Source organism: Streptomyces sp. NBC_01352, assembly GCF_036237295.1.
Taxonomy (GTDB): Bacteria; Actinomycetota; Actinomycetes; order Streptomycetales; family Streptomycetaceae; genus Streptomyces; species Streptomyces plumbiresistens.
The window spans coordinates 3,847,635-3,862,830 of sequence record NZ_CP108354.1 but is presented as its reverse complement, the minus strand read 5'-3'; the positions used below and the strand labels follow the sequence as shown (position 1 = coordinate 3,862,830).

General features: G+C 68.9%; 15 protein-coding genes. All 15 read left to right on the top strand.

Features of this window, described 5'->3' with window-relative positions:
* Nucleotides 1-10 precede the first annotated feature (10 nt).
* The 15 genes from OG252_RS17845 (at nucleotide 11) to atpA (ending at nucleotide 15,187) form a co-directional block, all read left to right on the top strand.
* Nucleotides 11-1,816, top strand: coding sequence for a trypsin-like serine protease (locus OG252_RS17845; protein WP_266448077.1), 1,806 nt, complete (start codon nucleotides 11-13; stop codon nucleotides 1,814-1,816).
* A 206-nt stretch (nucleotides 1,817-2,022) separates the two neighbouring features.
* Nucleotides 2,023-3,159, top strand: a complete 1,137-nt coding sequence (locus OG252_RS17840; RefSeq protein WP_266433800.1) for an LCP family protein — start codon at nucleotides 2,023-2,025, stop codon at nucleotides 3,157-3,159.
* A 197-nt stretch (nucleotides 3,160-3,356) separates the two neighbouring features.
* On the top strand, nucleotides 3,357-3,578 hold the full coding sequence (gene rpmE, locus OG252_RS17835; RefSeq protein ID WP_030042685.1) for a 50S ribosomal protein L31: 222 nt from the start codon (nucleotides 3,357-3,359) through the stop codon (nucleotides 3,576-3,578).
* Nucleotides 3,579-3,686: 108 nt separating this feature from the next.
* Entirely contained in the window at nucleotides 3,687-4,763 is a 1,077-nt protein-coding gene (prfA, locus tag OG252_RS17830; RefSeq protein ID WP_266433795.1) for a peptide chain release factor 1, read from the top strand.
* 82 nt (nucleotides 4,764-4,845) lie between these two features.
* Nucleotides 4,846-5,685, top strand: a complete 840-nt coding sequence (gene prmC, locus OG252_RS17825; protein WP_266433793.1) for a peptide chain release factor N(5)-glutamine methyltransferase — start codon at nucleotides 4,846-4,848, stop codon at nucleotides 5,683-5,685.
* Between the two features lie 52 nt (nucleotides 5,686-5,737).
* On the top strand, nucleotides 5,738-6,385 hold the full coding sequence (locus OG252_RS17820; RefSeq protein WP_069765550.1) for an L-threonylcarbamoyladenylate synthase: 648 nt from the start codon (nucleotides 5,738-5,740) through the stop codon (nucleotides 6,383-6,385).
* A complete protein-coding gene (locus tag OG252_RS17815; protein ID WP_266433789.1) occupies nucleotides 6,382-7,059 on the top strand; it encodes an arsenate reductase/protein-tyrosine-phosphatase family protein in 678 nt (225 codons plus the stop codon). Before OG252_RS17820 ends, OG252_RS17815 begins: the two co-directional genes overlap by 4 nt.
* Nucleotides 7,060-7,291: 232 nt before the next feature.
* The gene (gene glyA, locus OG252_RS17810; protein ID WP_266433788.1) at nucleotides 7,292-8,536 is read left to right on the top strand and encodes a serine hydroxymethyltransferase; all 1,245 of its coding nucleotides are present in this window, start codon (nucleotides 7,292-7,294) and stop codon (nucleotides 8,534-8,536) included.
* Nucleotides 8,537-8,665: 129 nt separating this feature from the next.
* Nucleotides 8,666-9,985: an MraY family glycosyltransferase gene (locus tag OG252_RS17805; RefSeq protein ID WP_266433787.1), complete on the top strand. Its 1,320-nt coding sequence runs from the start codon at nucleotides 8,666-8,668 to the stop codon at nucleotides 9,983-9,985.
* A 298-nt stretch (nucleotides 9,986-10,283) separates the two neighbouring features.
* Nucleotides 10,284-10,718 carry a hypothetical protein gene (locus OG252_RS17800; protein WP_266433786.1) on the top strand — a complete coding sequence of 145 codons (435 nt, stop codon included), beginning with the start codon at nucleotides 10,284-10,286 and terminating at the stop codon, nucleotides 10,716-10,718.
* Nucleotides 10,719-10,943: 225 nt separating this feature from the next.
* Nucleotides 10,944-11,768 (top strand): F0F1 ATP synthase subunit A, encoded by an 825-nt coding sequence (gene atpB / locus OG252_RS17795; RefSeq protein WP_266433785.1) that lies wholly within the window; start codon nucleotides 10,944-10,946, stop codon nucleotides 11,766-11,768.
* Nucleotides 11,769-11,843: 75 nt separating this feature from the next.
* A complete protein-coding gene (gene atpE, locus OG252_RS17790; protein WP_004925497.1) occupies nucleotides 11,844-12,065 on the top strand; it encodes an ATP synthase F0 subunit C in 222 nt (73 codons plus the stop codon).
* A 42-nt stretch (nucleotides 12,066-12,107) separates the two neighbouring features.
* Entirely contained in the window at nucleotides 12,108-12,659 is a 552-nt protein-coding gene (locus OG252_RS17785; protein ID WP_266433783.1) for a F0F1 ATP synthase subunit B, read from the top strand.
* Nucleotides 12,656-13,471: a F0F1 ATP synthase subunit delta gene (locus OG252_RS17780; RefSeq protein ID WP_329337183.1), complete on the top strand. Its 816-nt coding sequence runs from the start codon at nucleotides 12,656-12,658 to the stop codon at nucleotides 13,469-13,471. The genes OG252_RS17785 and OG252_RS17780 overlap by 4 nt, the downstream gene beginning before the upstream one ends.
* 123 nt (nucleotides 13,472-13,594) lie before the next feature.
* Entirely contained in the window at nucleotides 13,595-15,187 is a 1,593-nt protein-coding gene (gene atpA / locus OG252_RS17775; protein ID WP_266433777.1) for a F0F1 ATP synthase subunit alpha, read from the top strand.
* Nucleotides 15,188-15,196 lie beyond the last annotated feature (9 nt).

Sequence of the window (15,196 nt, the reverse complement as noted above, 5' to 3'; positions counted from 1 at the left end):
GGGTACACCCATGTCCGGGGGCGGCGGCCGACACAGACGTCGGATACGGATCGCCCTGCCCATGGGCGCGGCCGGTGTGGTCGCCGCCGTGGCCGCCGCGCTGCTGACCTCGTCCGCCGGTGCCGCCACCGCCGTCTCGCCGAAGCCGCCGGTCAAGGCCGAGGTCGCGCAGCCCTCGCTCGCCGAGCTGCAGCAGCGGATCGCCGGCGCCATGGCGGGTGACGACACCCCGGGCGGTACGACGGCCAAGTCCTCGCTGAGCGCGAGCACCGACCCCGGCACGTCCACCGTCGACCCGATGGTCATCGGCGGTACGACGACCACCATCACCACGGCCCCCTGGATGGCGCAGCTCTGGTACACCGACGACCAGGGCACCGCCGACGAGAGCGACGACACCGGCTTCTTCTGTGGCGGCGCCGTCATCGCGCCGACGAAGATCCTCACCGCCGCGCACTGCGTGAAGGGCTACGACTGGCACGCCGGCGGCGCCGTCGTGACCGGCACCTCCCAGCTGCCCTCGGCGGGCGACCTGCACGGCGGCACCGTCAGCGGTGTCCTGCGGCAGTGGAACCACCCGTCGTACAGCGCGCGGACCATCGACAACGACGTCGCGGTGCTCACCCTGGCAAGCCCCGTCAAGGCGACGCCGATCCGCATGACGACGTCCAACGACACCGCCTCGTACGCCACCGGCACCAGTGCCAAGGTCTACGGCTGGGGCCGTACCAGCTCCACCACCCAGGACATCTCCGAGACGCTGAAGACGGCGACGCTGCCGATCAAGTCCGACGCCACCTGCGCCGGCTACTACGGCACCGACTTCGTCAAGGGCCACATGGTCTGCGCGGGCAACCCCGCCAGCGGCAGCGACACCGGTACGACGTCCGCCTGCAACGGCGACTCCGGCGGCCCGCTGGTCGTGAACAACCGGATCGTGGGCGTCGTCTCCTGGGGTGTGGCCAACTGTGTGGCGAAGGGCGCCTACAGCGTCTTCGCCAAGGTCAGCACGTACGTCGGCGCCGCCTATCCGCGCGTCGACGACACCAACCTGAGCTTCGACCACAAGGCCGACCTGTGGGTGCGCAACGCCTCCACCAAGACCGGCTACGAGAAGGACTCCACGGGCAGCGCCTTCGGCGCCCGGCAGTCCTGGGGCAACTGGAGCGGCGTCAACGTCGTCCTGCAGACCGACCTCAACCGGGACGGCTACCAGGACTTCGTGTACCGGGAGAGCACGACCGGCGACGTCTACTGGTGGCGCTACGTCCCGGCCACCGAGAGCTGGGCCGACCCCAAGCAGATCTTCGACAACTGGAAGACCCGCACCCGCATCCTGAGCCCCGGCGACGTCACCGGCGACTACCTGCCCGACATGCTCTCGGTCGACTCCGCCGGCGTCCTGTGGATCTACCCCGGCAAGGGCAACGGCACCTTCGCGGCCCGCGTGAAGTTCGGCTCCGGCTGGAACCAGTACAACGCCCTGCTCGGGCACGGTGACTTCACCGGTGACGGCAAGACCGACCTGATCGCCCGCGGCAAGAGCAACGGCTACATCTACCTCTACAAGGGCACCGGCAAGTCCGGCAGCGGAGCCTTCTCCGCCCGGGTCAAGGTGCGCACCTGGAGCACCACGACGTACAACGCCTTCGACGCGGTCGGTGACGTCACCGGCGACGGCAAGGCCGACTTCCTGGCCCGTACGCCCGGAGGCACGCTCTACCTGTACAAGGGCACCGGCAAGGCGACGAGCGAGATCTTTGCCACAAGGGTCTCCGTGGGGACCGATTTCAAGCAGTACGACATCTTCGGCTGAAACCGCTGGTGAGTGGCGTTCGCCCCGGATAGTCCGTTACGCACTGTGGCCACCGCTTCACAGGGTGGCCACAGTGCGTTGTGCAACCCTTTCCCGAGTTTCGCCGTCTGACCAGGCGGAGCGACAGCGGTGCGGTCGGGTCTTTCCACGACCACGCCTGACCCTGAAAGCAGGGGGTAACCGACCGGACGGGATTCGAGGAGCAGATGTCAGCCGAGAGCACGCCGGAGTCCGGCATACCGGACGAGTCCGGTACCAGGGGCCGCCACCGAGCCAAGGGCAGCCGCCGCAAGCCCCGAGGCACGCGCCGCAAGGGCCTTCTCGTCATGGCCTGGGTCGCGGCGGGCATCGTCGTCCTCGGCGGCACCGGCGCGGGCTACGTGTACTTCAAGCTCAACGGCAACATCAAGAGCGTCGACATCGACTCGGCCCTCGGCACCGACCGGCCGACCAAGGTCGACAACGGCTCCGAGAACATCCTCGTCCTCGGCTCGGACACCCGCTCCGGCTCCAACAAGAAGCTCGGCGGCGGCACCGACGACGGCAGTGCCCGCTCCGACACCGCGATGGTCGTGCACGTCTACGAGGGGCACAAGAAGGCCAGCGTCGTCTCCATACCGCGCGACACCATCATCGACCGCCCCGAGTGCACCGACACCAAGGGCGAGACGCACGACGCCGCGTCCGAGGTGATGTTCAACTCCGCGTACTCGACCGGGGGCGCCGCCTGTGCGGTGAAGACCGTCGAGTCCATCACCGGCATCCGCATGGACCACTACCTCGAGGTCGACTTCAGCGGCTTCGAGAAGATCATCGACGAGCTCGGCGGCGTCAAGGTCACCACGACCAAGGACATCAAGGACGACGACAGCCACCTGGACCTGAAGGCCGGCACGCACACCCTCACGGGCGAGCAGGCTCTCGGCCTGGTCCGCACCCGGCACGGCGTCGGCGACGGCTCCGACCTCGGCCGCATCCAGCTCCAGCAGGCCTTCATCAAGGCGCTGATCAACCAGGTCAAGGCCATCGACCTGTTCGGCGGCGGCACCAAGCTGTACGACCTCGCCAACACCGCCACCAAGGCCGTCACGACCGACTCCGACCTGGGCTCGATCAACAAGCTCATGTCCTTCGCCACCGGCCTCAAGGGCATCAGCGCCGCCAACATGCACATGGTCACGATGCCGGTCCAGTACGACCCGGCGGACCCGAACCGGGTCATCGTCGAGGAGGCCAAGGCCAAGCAGGTGTGGACGGCGCTGGAGAACGACCAGGCGATCCCGAAGTCGGCCACGGAGGGCACAGCCACCGGTGACGCCGACGGCGTCGTAAGCGCCCCGTAAGGGGCGCGGGGCTGTATCGATGTGCGGCTCCGCCGCGCGGGCGCGACCAGCCCCCACCGGCCCGCAGGGAATACCTGACGCCCGCCCCCCGTTTTGGGGGATGGCCCCAGTCCTGGCAGACTGGTACGTCGGCTCCGGTTCACGCCTCCGCATCCCGCGGCTGCGACCCGGCGCCCTCCCGAAACTAGGAGACACCCTTGAAGCGCGACATCCACCCCGAGTACGTCGAGACCCAGGTCAGCTGCACCTGTGGCGCGTCGTTCACCACTCGCAGCACCATCGACTCCGGCACCATCCGTGCCGAGGTCTGCTCCGAGTGCCACCCGTTCTACACGGGCAAGCAGAAGATCCTCGACACCGGTGGCCGTGTGGCCCGCTTCGAGGCCCGCTTCGGCAAGGCTGCCGGCTCCAAGAAGTAGCGAGCCCCATATCGCCGGTCCACGGTCGCGCCCCCTCACCGGGCGCACCGGGACCGGCGTTTTTGGTCGCCCGCCTACCCCCTTTCCCAGCAGTACAGGAGCCGAAAGATGTTCGAGGCCGTCGAGGAACTCCTCGGTGAGCACGCCGACCTGGAGAAGAAGCTGGCCGACCCCTCGGTCCACGCCGACCAGGCCAACGCGCGCAAGCTGAACAAGCGGTACGCCGAGCTCACCCCGATCGTCGCCACGTACCGCTCCTGGAAGCAGACCGGCGAGGACATCGAGACCGGGCGCGAGTACGCCGCCGTCGATCCCGACTTCGCCGCCGAGGTCAAGGAGCTGGAGAAGCAGCGCGAGGAACTGACGGAGAAGCTGCGCCTTCTCCTCGTCCCGCGCGACCCCAGCGACGACAAGGACGTCATCCTCGAGATCAAGGCGGGCGCGGGCGGCGACGAGTCCGCCCTGTTCGCCGGCGACCTGCTGCGCATGTACCTGCGGTATGCCGAGCGGGTCGGCTGGAAGACCGAGATCATCGACGCCACCGAGTCCGAACTGGGCGGCTACAAGGACGTCCAGGTCGCCGTGAAGACCAAGGGCGGCCAGGGCGCGACCGAGCCCGGGCAGGGTGTGTGGGCGCGGATGAAGTACGAGGGCGGCGTGCACCGCGTGCAGCGGGTGCCGGCGACCGAGTCGCAGGGCCGTATCCACACCTCCGCGGCCGGTGTCCTCGTGACCCCCGAGGCGGAGGAGGTGGAGGTGGAGATCAACCCCAACGACCTCCGTATCGACGTCTACCGGTCCTCCGGCCCCGGCGGCCAGTCCGTCAACACCACCGACTCCGCCGTGCGCATCACGCACATTCCCACCGGAGTCGTCGCCTCCTGCCAGAACGAGAAGAGCCAGCTGCAGAACAAGGAGCAGGCGATGCGTATCCTGCGCTCCAGGCTGCTTGCCGCGGCGCAGGAGGAGGCGGAGCGTGAGGCCGCCGACGCCCGCCGCAGCCAGGTCCGCACCGTCGACCGCTCCGAGAAGATCCGCACGTACAACTTCCCGGAGAACCGCATCTCGGACCACCGCGTCGGCTTCAAGGCCTACAACCTGGACCAGGTCCTGGACGGCGAACTCGACGCGGTGATCCAGGCCTGCGTCGACGCGGACTCGGCAGCGAAGCTGGCGGCCGCGTAAGACACCACACGTACGACCGAGTACGACACGGAGGACCTGCGTGCAGCAATCATTTGGGGGGCGACCCCCAAACCCCCGAGGCGTGCTGCTCGCCGAGGTGGCTCAGGCCACCCAGCGGCTGGCCGACGCCGGCGTGCCCTCGCCGCGCAACGACGCGGAGGAGCTCGCCGCGTTCGTGCACGGCGTGAAGCGGGGCGAGCTGCACTCCGTGAAGGACTCCGACTTCGACGCCCGCTACTGGGAGGTCATCGCCCGGCGTGAACAGCGCGAGCCGCTGCAGCACATCACCGGGCGGGCCTTCTTCCGGTACCTGGAACTCCAGGTCGGGCCAGGGGTGTTCGTGCCCCGTCCCGAGACGGAGTCCGTGGTCGGCTGGGCCATAGACGCCGTGCGCGCGATGGACGTCGTCGAGCCGCTGATCGTCGACCTGTGCACCGGGTCCGGCGCGATCGCGCTCGCCCTCGCCCAGGAGGTCCCGCGCTCGCGTGTGCACGCCGTGGAGCTGTCCGAGGACGCCCTCAAGTGGACGCGCAAGAACATGGCGGGGTCCAGGGTCGACCTGCGGCAGGGCAACGCCCTGGACGCCTTCCCCGACCTCGACGGCCAGGTCGACCTGGTCATCTCCAACCCCCCGTACATCCCGCTCACCGAATGGGAGTACGTCGCTCCCGAGGCACGGGACTACGACCCCGAACTCGCCCTGTTCTCGGGCGAGGACGGCCTCGACCTGATCCGCGGCATCGAACGCACCGCACACCGGCTGCTGCGCCCGGGCGGTGTCGTCGTCATCGAGCACGCCGACACCCAGGGCGGCCAGGTGCCGTGGATCTTCACCGAGGAGCGGGGCTGGGCCGACGCGGCCGACCACCCCGACCTCAACAACCGCCCCCGCTTCGCGACCGCCCGCAAGGCGACGCCGTGAGCGCCCCGCAGACTCTTTTCCAGAAGTTCGTGTACGAGGAGGCCCGCTAGATATGGCACGGCGATACGACACCAACGACGCGACCGACCGCACGACCGGTCTGCGCGAGGCCGCGTCCGCCGTCCGCCGTGGCGAGCTCGTGGTGCTGCCGACGGACACGGTGTACGGCATTGGCGCCGACGCGTTCTCCTCGGAAGCGGTGTCCGATCTCCTCGAGGCCAAGGGCCGCGGCCGCAACATGCCCACGCCTGTCCTCATCGGCTCCCCGAACACCCTGCACGGCCTGGTCACGGACTTCTCCGAGCTGGCCTGGGAGCTGGTCGACGCCTTCTGGCCGGGCGCGCTCACGCTCGTCGCCAAGCACCAGCCGTCCCTCCAGTGGGACCTGGGGGACACCCGTGGCACCGTCGCCGTGCGCATGCCGTTGCACCCGGTCGCCATCGAGCTGCTCACCGAGGTCGGCCCGATGGCCGTCTCCTCCGCGAACCTGACCGGCCACCCGGCGCCGGAAGACTGTGACGCGGCGCAGGAGATGCTCGGCGACTCGGTCTCCGTGTACCTGGACGGCGGCCCGACCCCCGGCAACGTGCCGTCCTCGATCGTCGACGTCACCCGCGAGGTACCGCTGCTGCTGCGCGCGGGAGCCATCTCCGCGGACGAGCTGCGCAAGGTCGTACCCGACCTCGAGGTGGCGAATTGACGGCCCCTGACGCGGGGCGTGGCATAGGCAACGGGGAAGGGACGGGGAGCCTGTTCGAACAGGGCCTCCCGCTCGACAGCTTCCGCATCCTCCACGTCAGCACCGGCAACGTGTGCCGCTCGCCGATCACCGAGCGGCTGACCCGTCATGCCCTGGCGGAGCGGCTCGGCGACCCCCTGTGGGGCGGGGTGATCGTGGAGAGCGCCGGCACCTGGGGCCATGAGGGCGCGCCCATGGAGGCCAACGCGGAGACCGTGCTGGCCGACTTCGGGGCGGACGCCTCCGGCTTCACCGGCCGCGAACTGCTCGACGAACACGTCATCAGGGCCGACCTGGTCCTCACGGCGACCCGCGACCACCGGGCCCAGGTCATCTCCATGGGCCACTCGGCGGGCCTGCGCACCTTCACCCTGAAGGAGTTCACCCGCCTGGTGAAGGCGATCGACCCCGCGACCCTGCCTCCCCTGGAGGACGGCATGGTCGCGCGCGCCCGTGCCCTGGTTCGCGCTGCGGCGGCTCTACGCGGGTGGCTTCTGGCCCCGACGGCCGAGGCGGACGAGGTGTACGACCCGTACGGCGCCCCGCTGACCTTCTTCCGCTCGATCGGGGACGAGATAAACGAGGCGCTGGATCCGGTGGTGACGGCATTGACCGGGGTGCCCGCGCGTACGTGACGCGGTGTTTCGCCCCCTCCGCCCCTTCCCGTCCCGTCCCTGGGGGCTGCCGCCCCCAGACCCCCGCTTCGGCCCGAAGGGCCTCGTCCTCAAACGCCGGACGGGCTGAGATTGCGCGCCCCATGCGTTCCGGGCCGTGCCTGAACGGCCTCGTCCTCAAACGCCGGACGGGCTGAGACGGCGTCCCGGGCCTACATTGGACCTACGTCACCGTCGACTCCCGGAGTCCGCCATGTCGGTCACCCATGCCCCCGAGTCCGCCGTCGATGTCCTGCGGCGGCAGGACCCCGAGCTGGCCGAGATCCTGCTCGGGGAAGCCGACCGGCAGTCGACCACGCTCCAGCTGATCGCGGCCGAGAACTTCTCCTCGCCGGCCGTGCTGGCCGCCCTCGGCTCGCGCCTCGCGAACAAGTACGCCGAGGGCTATCCGGGGGCCCGGTACCACGGCGGCTGCGAGATCGTCGACCTCGCCGAGCGGATCGCCGTGGAACGGGCGAAGGCGCTGTTCGGCGCCGAGCACGCCAACGTGCAGGCCCATTCGGGCTCGTCGGCCGTGCTCGCCGCGTATGCCGCGCTGCTGCGCCCCGGCGACACCGTGCTCGCCCTCGGCCTGCCCTACGGCGGTCACCTCACGCACGGCTCGCCCGCCAACTTCTCCGGCCGCTGGTTCGACTTCGTGGGGTACGGGGTGGACGCGGAGACCGGGCTCATCGACCACGACCAGGTGCGCACGCTGGCCCGTACCCACCGGCCCAAGGCGATCGTGTGCGGCTCCATCGCCTACCCCCGGCACATCGACTACGCCTACTTCCGGGAGGTCGCCGACGAGGTCGGCGCGTATCTCATCGCCGACGCCGCCCACCCCATCGGCCTGGTCGCCGGGGGAGCGGCGCCGAACCCGGTGCCGTACGCCGACGTCGTGTGTGCCACCACCCACAAGGTGCTGCGCGGCCCGCGCGGCGGCATGATCCTGTGCGGCGCCGATCTCGCGGAGCGGGTCGACCGGGCGGTCTTCCCCTTCACCCAGGGCGGTGCCCAGATGCACACCATCGCCGCCAAGGCCGTCGCGTTCGGCGAGGCGGCAACACCGGCCTTCACGGCGTACGCCCATCAGGTGGTCGCCAATGCCCGGGTGCTGGCGGCCACGCTCGCCGCCGAGGGACTCGTCGTCACCACCGGCGGGACCGACACCCACCTGGTGACGGCCGATCCGGCGCCGCTCGGCGTCGACGGACGCACCGCGCGCGGCCGGCTCGCGGCCGCCGGAATGGTGCTCGACTGCTGTGCGCTGCCGCACGCGGACGTCCGTGGCCTGCGGTTCGGCACCGCGGCCGTGACCACGCAGGGCATGGGGGAGGCGGAGATGGTGCGGATCGCCGTACTGTTCGCAGGGGTGCTCAGGGGTGACGTGGAGAGTCAGAAGGCACGTGAAGAAGTGCGGGAGCTGGCCGGGGGATTTCCGCCGTATCCCGGCTGAACCGGGGTAGGCGCTGATCCGTACACAGCCACACGTGCAACCATCGTCGCTACCCGGAAGTCCCCAACCGTATGCGTCCGTCGCTAGTGTGTGGGGCTGAGATGGCCAGCGAGACCTGTGGGGAAGCCTGTGCGTGAATACCTGCTGACGCTCTGCGTGACGGCCGCGGTGACGTATCTGCTGACAGGGCCGGTACGGAAATTCGCGATCGTCGCCGGAGCGATGCCGGAGATCAGGGCCCGTGACGTGCACCGGGAACCGACTCCGCGGCTCGGCGGGATCGCCATGTTCTTCGGCCTGTGCGCGGGTCTGCTGGTCGCGGACCACCTCGCCAACCTGAACGAGGTGTTCGCCAAGTCCAACGAGCCGCGGGCCCTGCTCTCCGGGGCGGCCCTGATCTGGCTGATCGGCGTCCTGGACGACAAGTTCGAGATCGACGCCCTGATCAAGCTGGGCGGCCAGATGATCGCCGCGGGCGTGATGGTCATGCAGGGTCTGACGATCCTGTGGCTGCCCATCCCCAGCGTCGGCTCGGTCGCGCTGACCCAGTGGCAGGGCACCCTGCTGACGGTGGCGCTCGTCGTCATCACCATCAACGCGGTGAACTTCGTCGACGGCCTCGACGGCCTCGCGGCCGGCATGGTGTGCATCGCCGCGGCCGCGTTCTTCCTCTACGCCTACCGGGTCTGGGTCTCGTACGGCATCGAGGCCGCCGCCCCCGCCACGCTGTTCGCGGCGATCCTGATGGGCATGTGCCTGGGCTTCCTGCCGCACAACATGCATCCCGCGCGGATCTTCATGGGCGACTCCGGGTCGATGCTCATCGGCCTGGTGCTGGCGGCCGGCGCCATCTCCATCACCGGGCAGGTCGACCCGGACGCGCTGAAGCTGTTCGCCGGCTCCGAGAAGGCGGCCGTGCACCAGACGGTGCCCGTCTACATCCCGCTGCTGCTGCCGCTGACGATCATCGCGATCCCGGCCGCCGACCTGATCCTCGCGATCGTGCGCCGCACCTGGCGCGGCCAGTCGCCGTTCGCGGCGGACCGGGGGCATCTGCACCACCGCCTGCTGGAGGTCGGCCACTCGCACAGCCGGGCGGTGTTGATCATGTACTTCTGGTCGGCGCTGATCGCCTTCGGGGCGCTCGCCTACTCGGTGAACTCGGCGTCCATGTGGATCGTGCTCGGCGTCGTCTTCCTCAGCGCGATCGGCCTCGCGCTGCTCCTGCTGCCCCGCTTCACCCCGCGCGCCCCGCGCTGGGCCGAGCACTTCGTGCCGCCGCGTTACCGGCGGCGCCGGGTGGTCGTCGAGGAGCCCGTGCCGACGCCCGCGGTGGAGGAGGAGAGCCGCACTCCCGTGACCGCGCGGGTCGCCGGCGTCAATGGGGCGACCGCGCTGGGCGCGCGTTCGCGTCCCCTGGAGAGGCGGAAGGCCGAGACGTCCCGCTGACGGGACAAGGTAAGAATCTGACTAGAGCATTGCCAACTCGTGGGAAAGCAAAGCTCCCCAATACCAGACAAGTCGCCCCGAGTCCCGCACAGACGGGCACTGTCACTCTCATGTGTGACACCGAGCACACCACTTGGTAAAGACCGCATCAAATAGTTTGTGATACGGTTCACGAGAACCCCGGATAGAGCCGAAGGACCGCAGTGCGACGGTCCCTTGGCGTGAGGTATCCCCTCAGCCCGGGACTACGCTCGTCCATGACGACACCCCTGCCCCCTGTGAAAGCGGAGTTGCCGCCATGCCGTCCAACGACGTCCGGATCCTGCTCCAGGCCGCTGTGCCCACAGCAGCCGTCGGCGCTGTAGCCGCCGTCGTCAGTGGCGTGGTCGCCGGTGGCAAGGGAGCGATCGGGGCGGGCGTCGCGACACTGATCGTGATCCTGTTCATGGGAATCGGTCTCTACGTTCTGCAGCGCACTGCCAAATCGCTTCCGCACCTGTTCCAGGCGATGGGCCTGATGCTGTACGCGGCACAGATCCTGCTGCTCTTCATCTTCCTCGCGGCCTTCAAGAACACGACTCTGTTCAACGCCCGGGCCTTCGCGATCACGCTCGTCGTCGGCACCCTCGTGTGGATCGCCGCTCAGACGCGCGCGCACATGAAGTCCAAGATCCTCTACGTCGAGCCCGAGTCTTCGGGCGACAAGCCCGAAAAGACGGGGCACTCGTCGTGAGGGGTAGGGCCGGGATAAGGGCGCTACAGAGATGCTGCTATCGTCCGGTGCCAACTGCGGCATCGCGGGCGCGGGCATCTGAGCTGACGCCTGCTCAATCGCGAGGCGAGATGCCCCCCAGCCGCCCCCATATCCGAAACACCAGTCCCGTGCCGAACCGCGGCTGCGCGCCGCGCCGACACAACGAGGTTGCCGTACCTATGCGCCACGCTGAAGGAGCCCGCGGTGAGTGCTGACCCGACGCAGACGCTCGCCTTCGAGACCGACTGCCACCTGTTCGACGGTTGTGGCTTCCCGGCTCCGGGCCTGCACTCGTTCCTGTTCGAGCCGCTCTTGGGCGACGCCGACGGCAACGGCCTCTACTTCAACAAGCCGATGCTGCTGGCGCTTCTGGGCTCCATCATCATCGTGGGATTCTTCTGGGCCGCGTTCGCCAGGCCGAAGCTGGTCCCCGGCAAGCTCCAGATGGTCGCCGAGGCCGGCTACGACTTCGTACGCCGCGGCATCGTCTACGAGACGATCGGCAAGAAGGAGGGCGAGAAGTACGTCCCGCTCGCCGTCTCGCTCTTCTTCTTCATCTGGATGTTGAACCTCTGGTCGATCATCCCGGTCGCCGCCTTCCCGGTGACGTCGATCATCGCCTACCCGGCGATCCTGGCCCTGATCGTCTACGTCACCTGGGTCTCGCTGACCTTCAAGCGGCACGGCTTCGTGGGCGCCTTCAAGAACTTCACCGGCTACGACAAGTCGCTGGGCCCGGTGCTCCCGCTCGCCATGACCATCGAGTTCTTCTCGAACCTGGTGGTCCGCCCGTTCACGCACGCGGTGCGACTGTTCGCGAACATGTTCGCCGGCCACACCCTGCTGCTGCTCTTCACGATCGCCAGCTGGTACATGCTGAACGGCATCGGCGTCGCCTATTCCGCCGTCTCGTTCGTGATGGTCATCGTGATGACGGCCTTCGAGCTCTTCATCCAGGCAGTTCAGGCGTACGTCTTCGTCCTCCTGACCTGCACCTTCATCCAGGGCGCGCTCGCCGAGCACCACTGAGCACCCCGCTGTCGAACCCCCAGAGTCGTCCGGTGGCCAACCCCCACCGGTCCGTAAAGAGAAGGAAGAACTGGCATGTCCAACCTTGCTGCTGTCACCGGTGACCTCGGTTCCGTCGGTTACGGTCTTGCGGCCATCGGCCCCGGCGTCGGCGTTGGCATCATCTTCGGTAACGGCACCCAGGCCCTCGCCCGCCAGCCCGAGGCGGCCGGCCTCATCCGCGCCAACCAGATCCTGGGCTTCGCCTTCTGTGAGGCGCTCGCCCTGATCGGTCTCGTCATGCCGTTCGTCTACTAAGACGAACGCTGACGACCGACCCTTTCGACGAAAGGCACTGATGTGACATCCGCCCTGGTTTTCCTGGCGGCTGAGGGTGAGAAGGAGAACCCCCTCATCCCGCCGTGGCCGGAAGTTGTCATCGGCCTCATCGCTTTCGTCATCGTCTTCGGCTTCCTCGCCAAGAAGCTCCTCCCGACCATCAACAAGGTTCTGGAAGAGCGTCGCGAGGCCATCGAGGGCGGTATCGAGAAGGCCGAGGCCGCACAGACCGAGGCCCAGAGCGTCCTTGAGCAGTACAAGGCCCAGCTCGCCGAGGCCCGCCACGAGGCCGCGCGGCTGCGCCAGGAGGCGCAGGAGCAGGGTGCCGCGCTCATCGCCGAGATGCGTGCGGAAGGCCAGCGGCAGCGCGAGGAGATCGTCGCCGCCGGTCACTCCCAGCTCGAGGCCGACCGCAAGGCCGCCGCGTCCGCGCTGCGCCAGGACGTCGGCACGCTTGCGACCGAACTGGCCGGCAAGCTGGTCGGCGAGTCCCTCGAGGACCACGCCCGGCAGAGCCGCGTGATCGACCGCTTCCTCGGTGAGCTTGAGGAGAAGGCCGAGGCCAGCCGATGAACGGAGCGAGCCGCGAGGCCCTGGCAGCCGCCCGTGAGCGTCTCGACGCGCTGACGGACTCCACGTCCGTGGACGCCGGCTCGCTCGCCGACGAGCTGGCCGCCGTCACCGCGCTGCTGCACCGCGAGGTGTCGCTGCGCCGGGTCCTGACCGACCCGTCGCAGTCCGGCGAGGCCAAGGCCGAACTGGCCCAGCGCCTGCTCGGCTCCCAGGTCGGCGGCCAGGCCGTCGACCTGGTGTCCGGTCTGGTGCGTTCCCGCTGGTCACAGTCGCGCGACCTGGTCGACGCGCTGGAGCAGCTGGCCGCCCTCGCCGACCTCACGGCCGCGCAGAAGGCGGGCACGCTCGACAGCGTCGAGGACGAGCTGTTCCGGTTCGGCCGGATCGTCTCCTCGAGCACCGAGCTGCGCGCCGCGCTGACCGACCGCAAGGCTCCGGCCTCGGCCAAGAGCGAGCTGCTCGGCAGCCTGCTCGGCAGCCGGACCGCCGCGACCACCGAGCGTCTGGTGACGCGCCTTGTGGCCGCGCCCCGGGGACGTAGCCTGGAAGCGGGACTGGAGTCCCTGTCCAAGCTCGCCGCCGAGCGCCGGAACCGCATGGTGGCCGTCGTCACCTCGGCGGTACCGCTGAGCGACCCGCAGAAGCAGCGCCTGGGTGCCGCCCTCGCGAAGCTCTACGGCCGCACGATGCACCTCAACCTCGACGTGGACCCCGAGGTCCTCGGCGGGATCCGGGTGCAGGTCGGTGACGAGGTTATCAACGGCTCCATCGCGGACCGCATCGAGGACGCCGGCCGCCGCATGGCGAGCTAGCAGCAACTTCATAGCAGTACGTACTTATTACGGCCCGTGTTGGGCCGTGCAGAAGAATCCTGGGGGTCGCCCCCAGACCCCAAAGTGAAACTTCGGGCCCAACAAGGAGAGCAGGGAACCCAGATGGCGGAGCTCACGATCCGGCCGGAGGAGATCCGGGACGCGCTGGAGAACTTCGTCCAGTCGTACAAGCCGGACGCGGCCTCGCGCGAGGAGGTCGGTACGGTCACCCTTGCCGGCGACGGCATCGCGAAGGTCGAGGGCCTGCCCTCGGCCATGGCCAACGAACTGCTGAAGTTCGAGGACGGCACCCTCGGCCTCGCGCTCAACCTGGAAGAGCGCGAGATCGGTTGCGTCATCCTCGGTGAGTTCAGCGGCATCGAGGAGGGTCAGCCGGTCACCCGTACCGGCGAGGTCCTGTCGGTCGCCGTGGGCGAGGGCTACCTCGGCCGCGTTGTCGACCCGCTCGGCAACCCGATCGACGGACTCGGCGAGATCGAGACCAGCGGCCGACGCGCCCTGGAGCTGCAGGCCCCGGGCGTCATGGCCCGTAAGTCGGTCCACGAGCCGATGGAGACCGGCTACAAGGCCGTCGACGCGATGACCCCGATCGGCCGTGGTCAGCGTCAGCTGATCATCGGTGACCGTCAGACCGGCAAGACCGCCCTGGCCGTCGACACGATCATCAACCAGCGCGACAACTGGCGCTCGGGCGACCCGAAGAAGCAGGTCCGCTGCGTCTACGTCGCCATCGGCCAGAAGGGCTCGACCATCGCCTCCGTGCGGGGCGCCCTGGACGAGGCCGGCGCGCTGGAGTACACGACCATCGTCGCCGCCCCGGCGTCCGACCCGGCCGGCTTCAAGTACCTGGCCCCGTACACCGGCTCGGCCATCGGCCAGCAGTGGATGTACGAGGGCAAGCACGTCCTGATCATCTTCGACGACCTGTCGAAGCAGGCCGACGCCTACCGCGCCGTGTCCCTGCTGCTGCGCCGCCCGCCGGGCCGTGAGGCCTACCCGGGTGACGTCTTCTACCTGCACTCCCGTCTGCTGGAGCGCTGCGCCAAGCTCTCCGACGAGATGGGTGCCGGCTCGATGACCGGTCTGCCGATCGTCGAGACCAAGGCCAACGACGTCTCGGCGTTCATCCCGACCAACGTCATCTCCATCACCGACGGCCAGTGCTTCCTGGAGTCGGACCTCTTCAACGCCGGTCAGCGCCCCGCGCTGAACGTCGGTATCTCCGTCTCCCGAGTCGGTGGTTCCGCGCAGCACAAGGCGATGAAGCAGGTTTCCGGTCGTCTGCGCGTCGACCTCGCCCAGTTCCGTGAGCTGGAGGCGTTCGCCGCCTTCGGTTCCGACCTGGACGCCGCGTCGAAGGCGCAGCTGGAGCGCGGTCAGCGCATGGTCGAGCTGCTGAAGCAGCCCCAGTACCAGCCGATGTCGACCGAGGACCAGGTCGTCTCCGTGTGGGCCGGTACCACCGGCAAGATGGACGACGTTCCGGTCGCCGACATCCGCCGCTTCGAGAAGGAGCTCCTGGAGTACCTGCACCGCAAGGAGCAGGGCCTCATGACCTCCATCAAGGAGGGTGGCAAGCTCTCGGACGACACCCTGCAGGCCATCGCCGACGCCATCACCGACTTCAAGAAGCAGTTCGAGACGTCGGACGGCAAGCTGCTCGGCGAGGACACCCCTGCCGCTGCGGGCAAGTGACGACGGAAG

Bases quoted from the DNA above. Each gene is read 5' to 3' on its own strand.
- OG252_RS17845 (WP_266448077.1), top strand. From the start codon at position 11: ATGTCCGGGGGCGGCGGCCGACACAGACGTCGGATACGGATCGCCCTG.
- OG252_RS17840 (WP_266433800.1), top strand. From the start codon at position 2,023: ATGTCAGCCGAGAGCACGCCGGAGTCCGGCATACCGGACGAGTCCGGT.
- prfA (WP_266433795.1), top strand. From the start codon at position 3,687: ATGTTCGAGGCCGTCGAGGAACTCCTCGGTGAGCACGCCGACCTGGAG.
- OG252_RS17820 (WP_069765550.1), top strand. From the start codon at position 5,738: ATGGCACGGCGATACGACACCAACGACGCGACCGACCGCACGACCGGT.
- glyA (WP_266433788.1), top strand. From the start codon at position 7,292: ATGTCGGTCACCCATGCCCCCGAGTCCGCCGTCGATGTCCTGCGGCGG.
- OG252_RS17800 (WP_266433786.1), top strand. From the start codon at position 10,284: ATGCCGTCCAACGACGTCCGGATCCTGCTCCAGGCCGCTGTGCCCACA.
- atpE (WP_004925497.1), top strand. From the start codon at position 11,844: ATGTCCAACCTTGCTGCTGTCACCGGTGACCTCGGTTCCGTCGGTTAC.
- OG252_RS17780 (WP_329337183.1), top strand. From the start codon at position 12,656: ATGAACGGAGCGAGCCGCGAGGCCCTGGCAGCCGCCCGTGAGCGTCTC.
- atpA (WP_266433777.1), top strand. From the start codon at position 13,595: ATGGCGGAGCTCACGATCCGGCCGGAGGAGATCCGGGACGCGCTGGAG.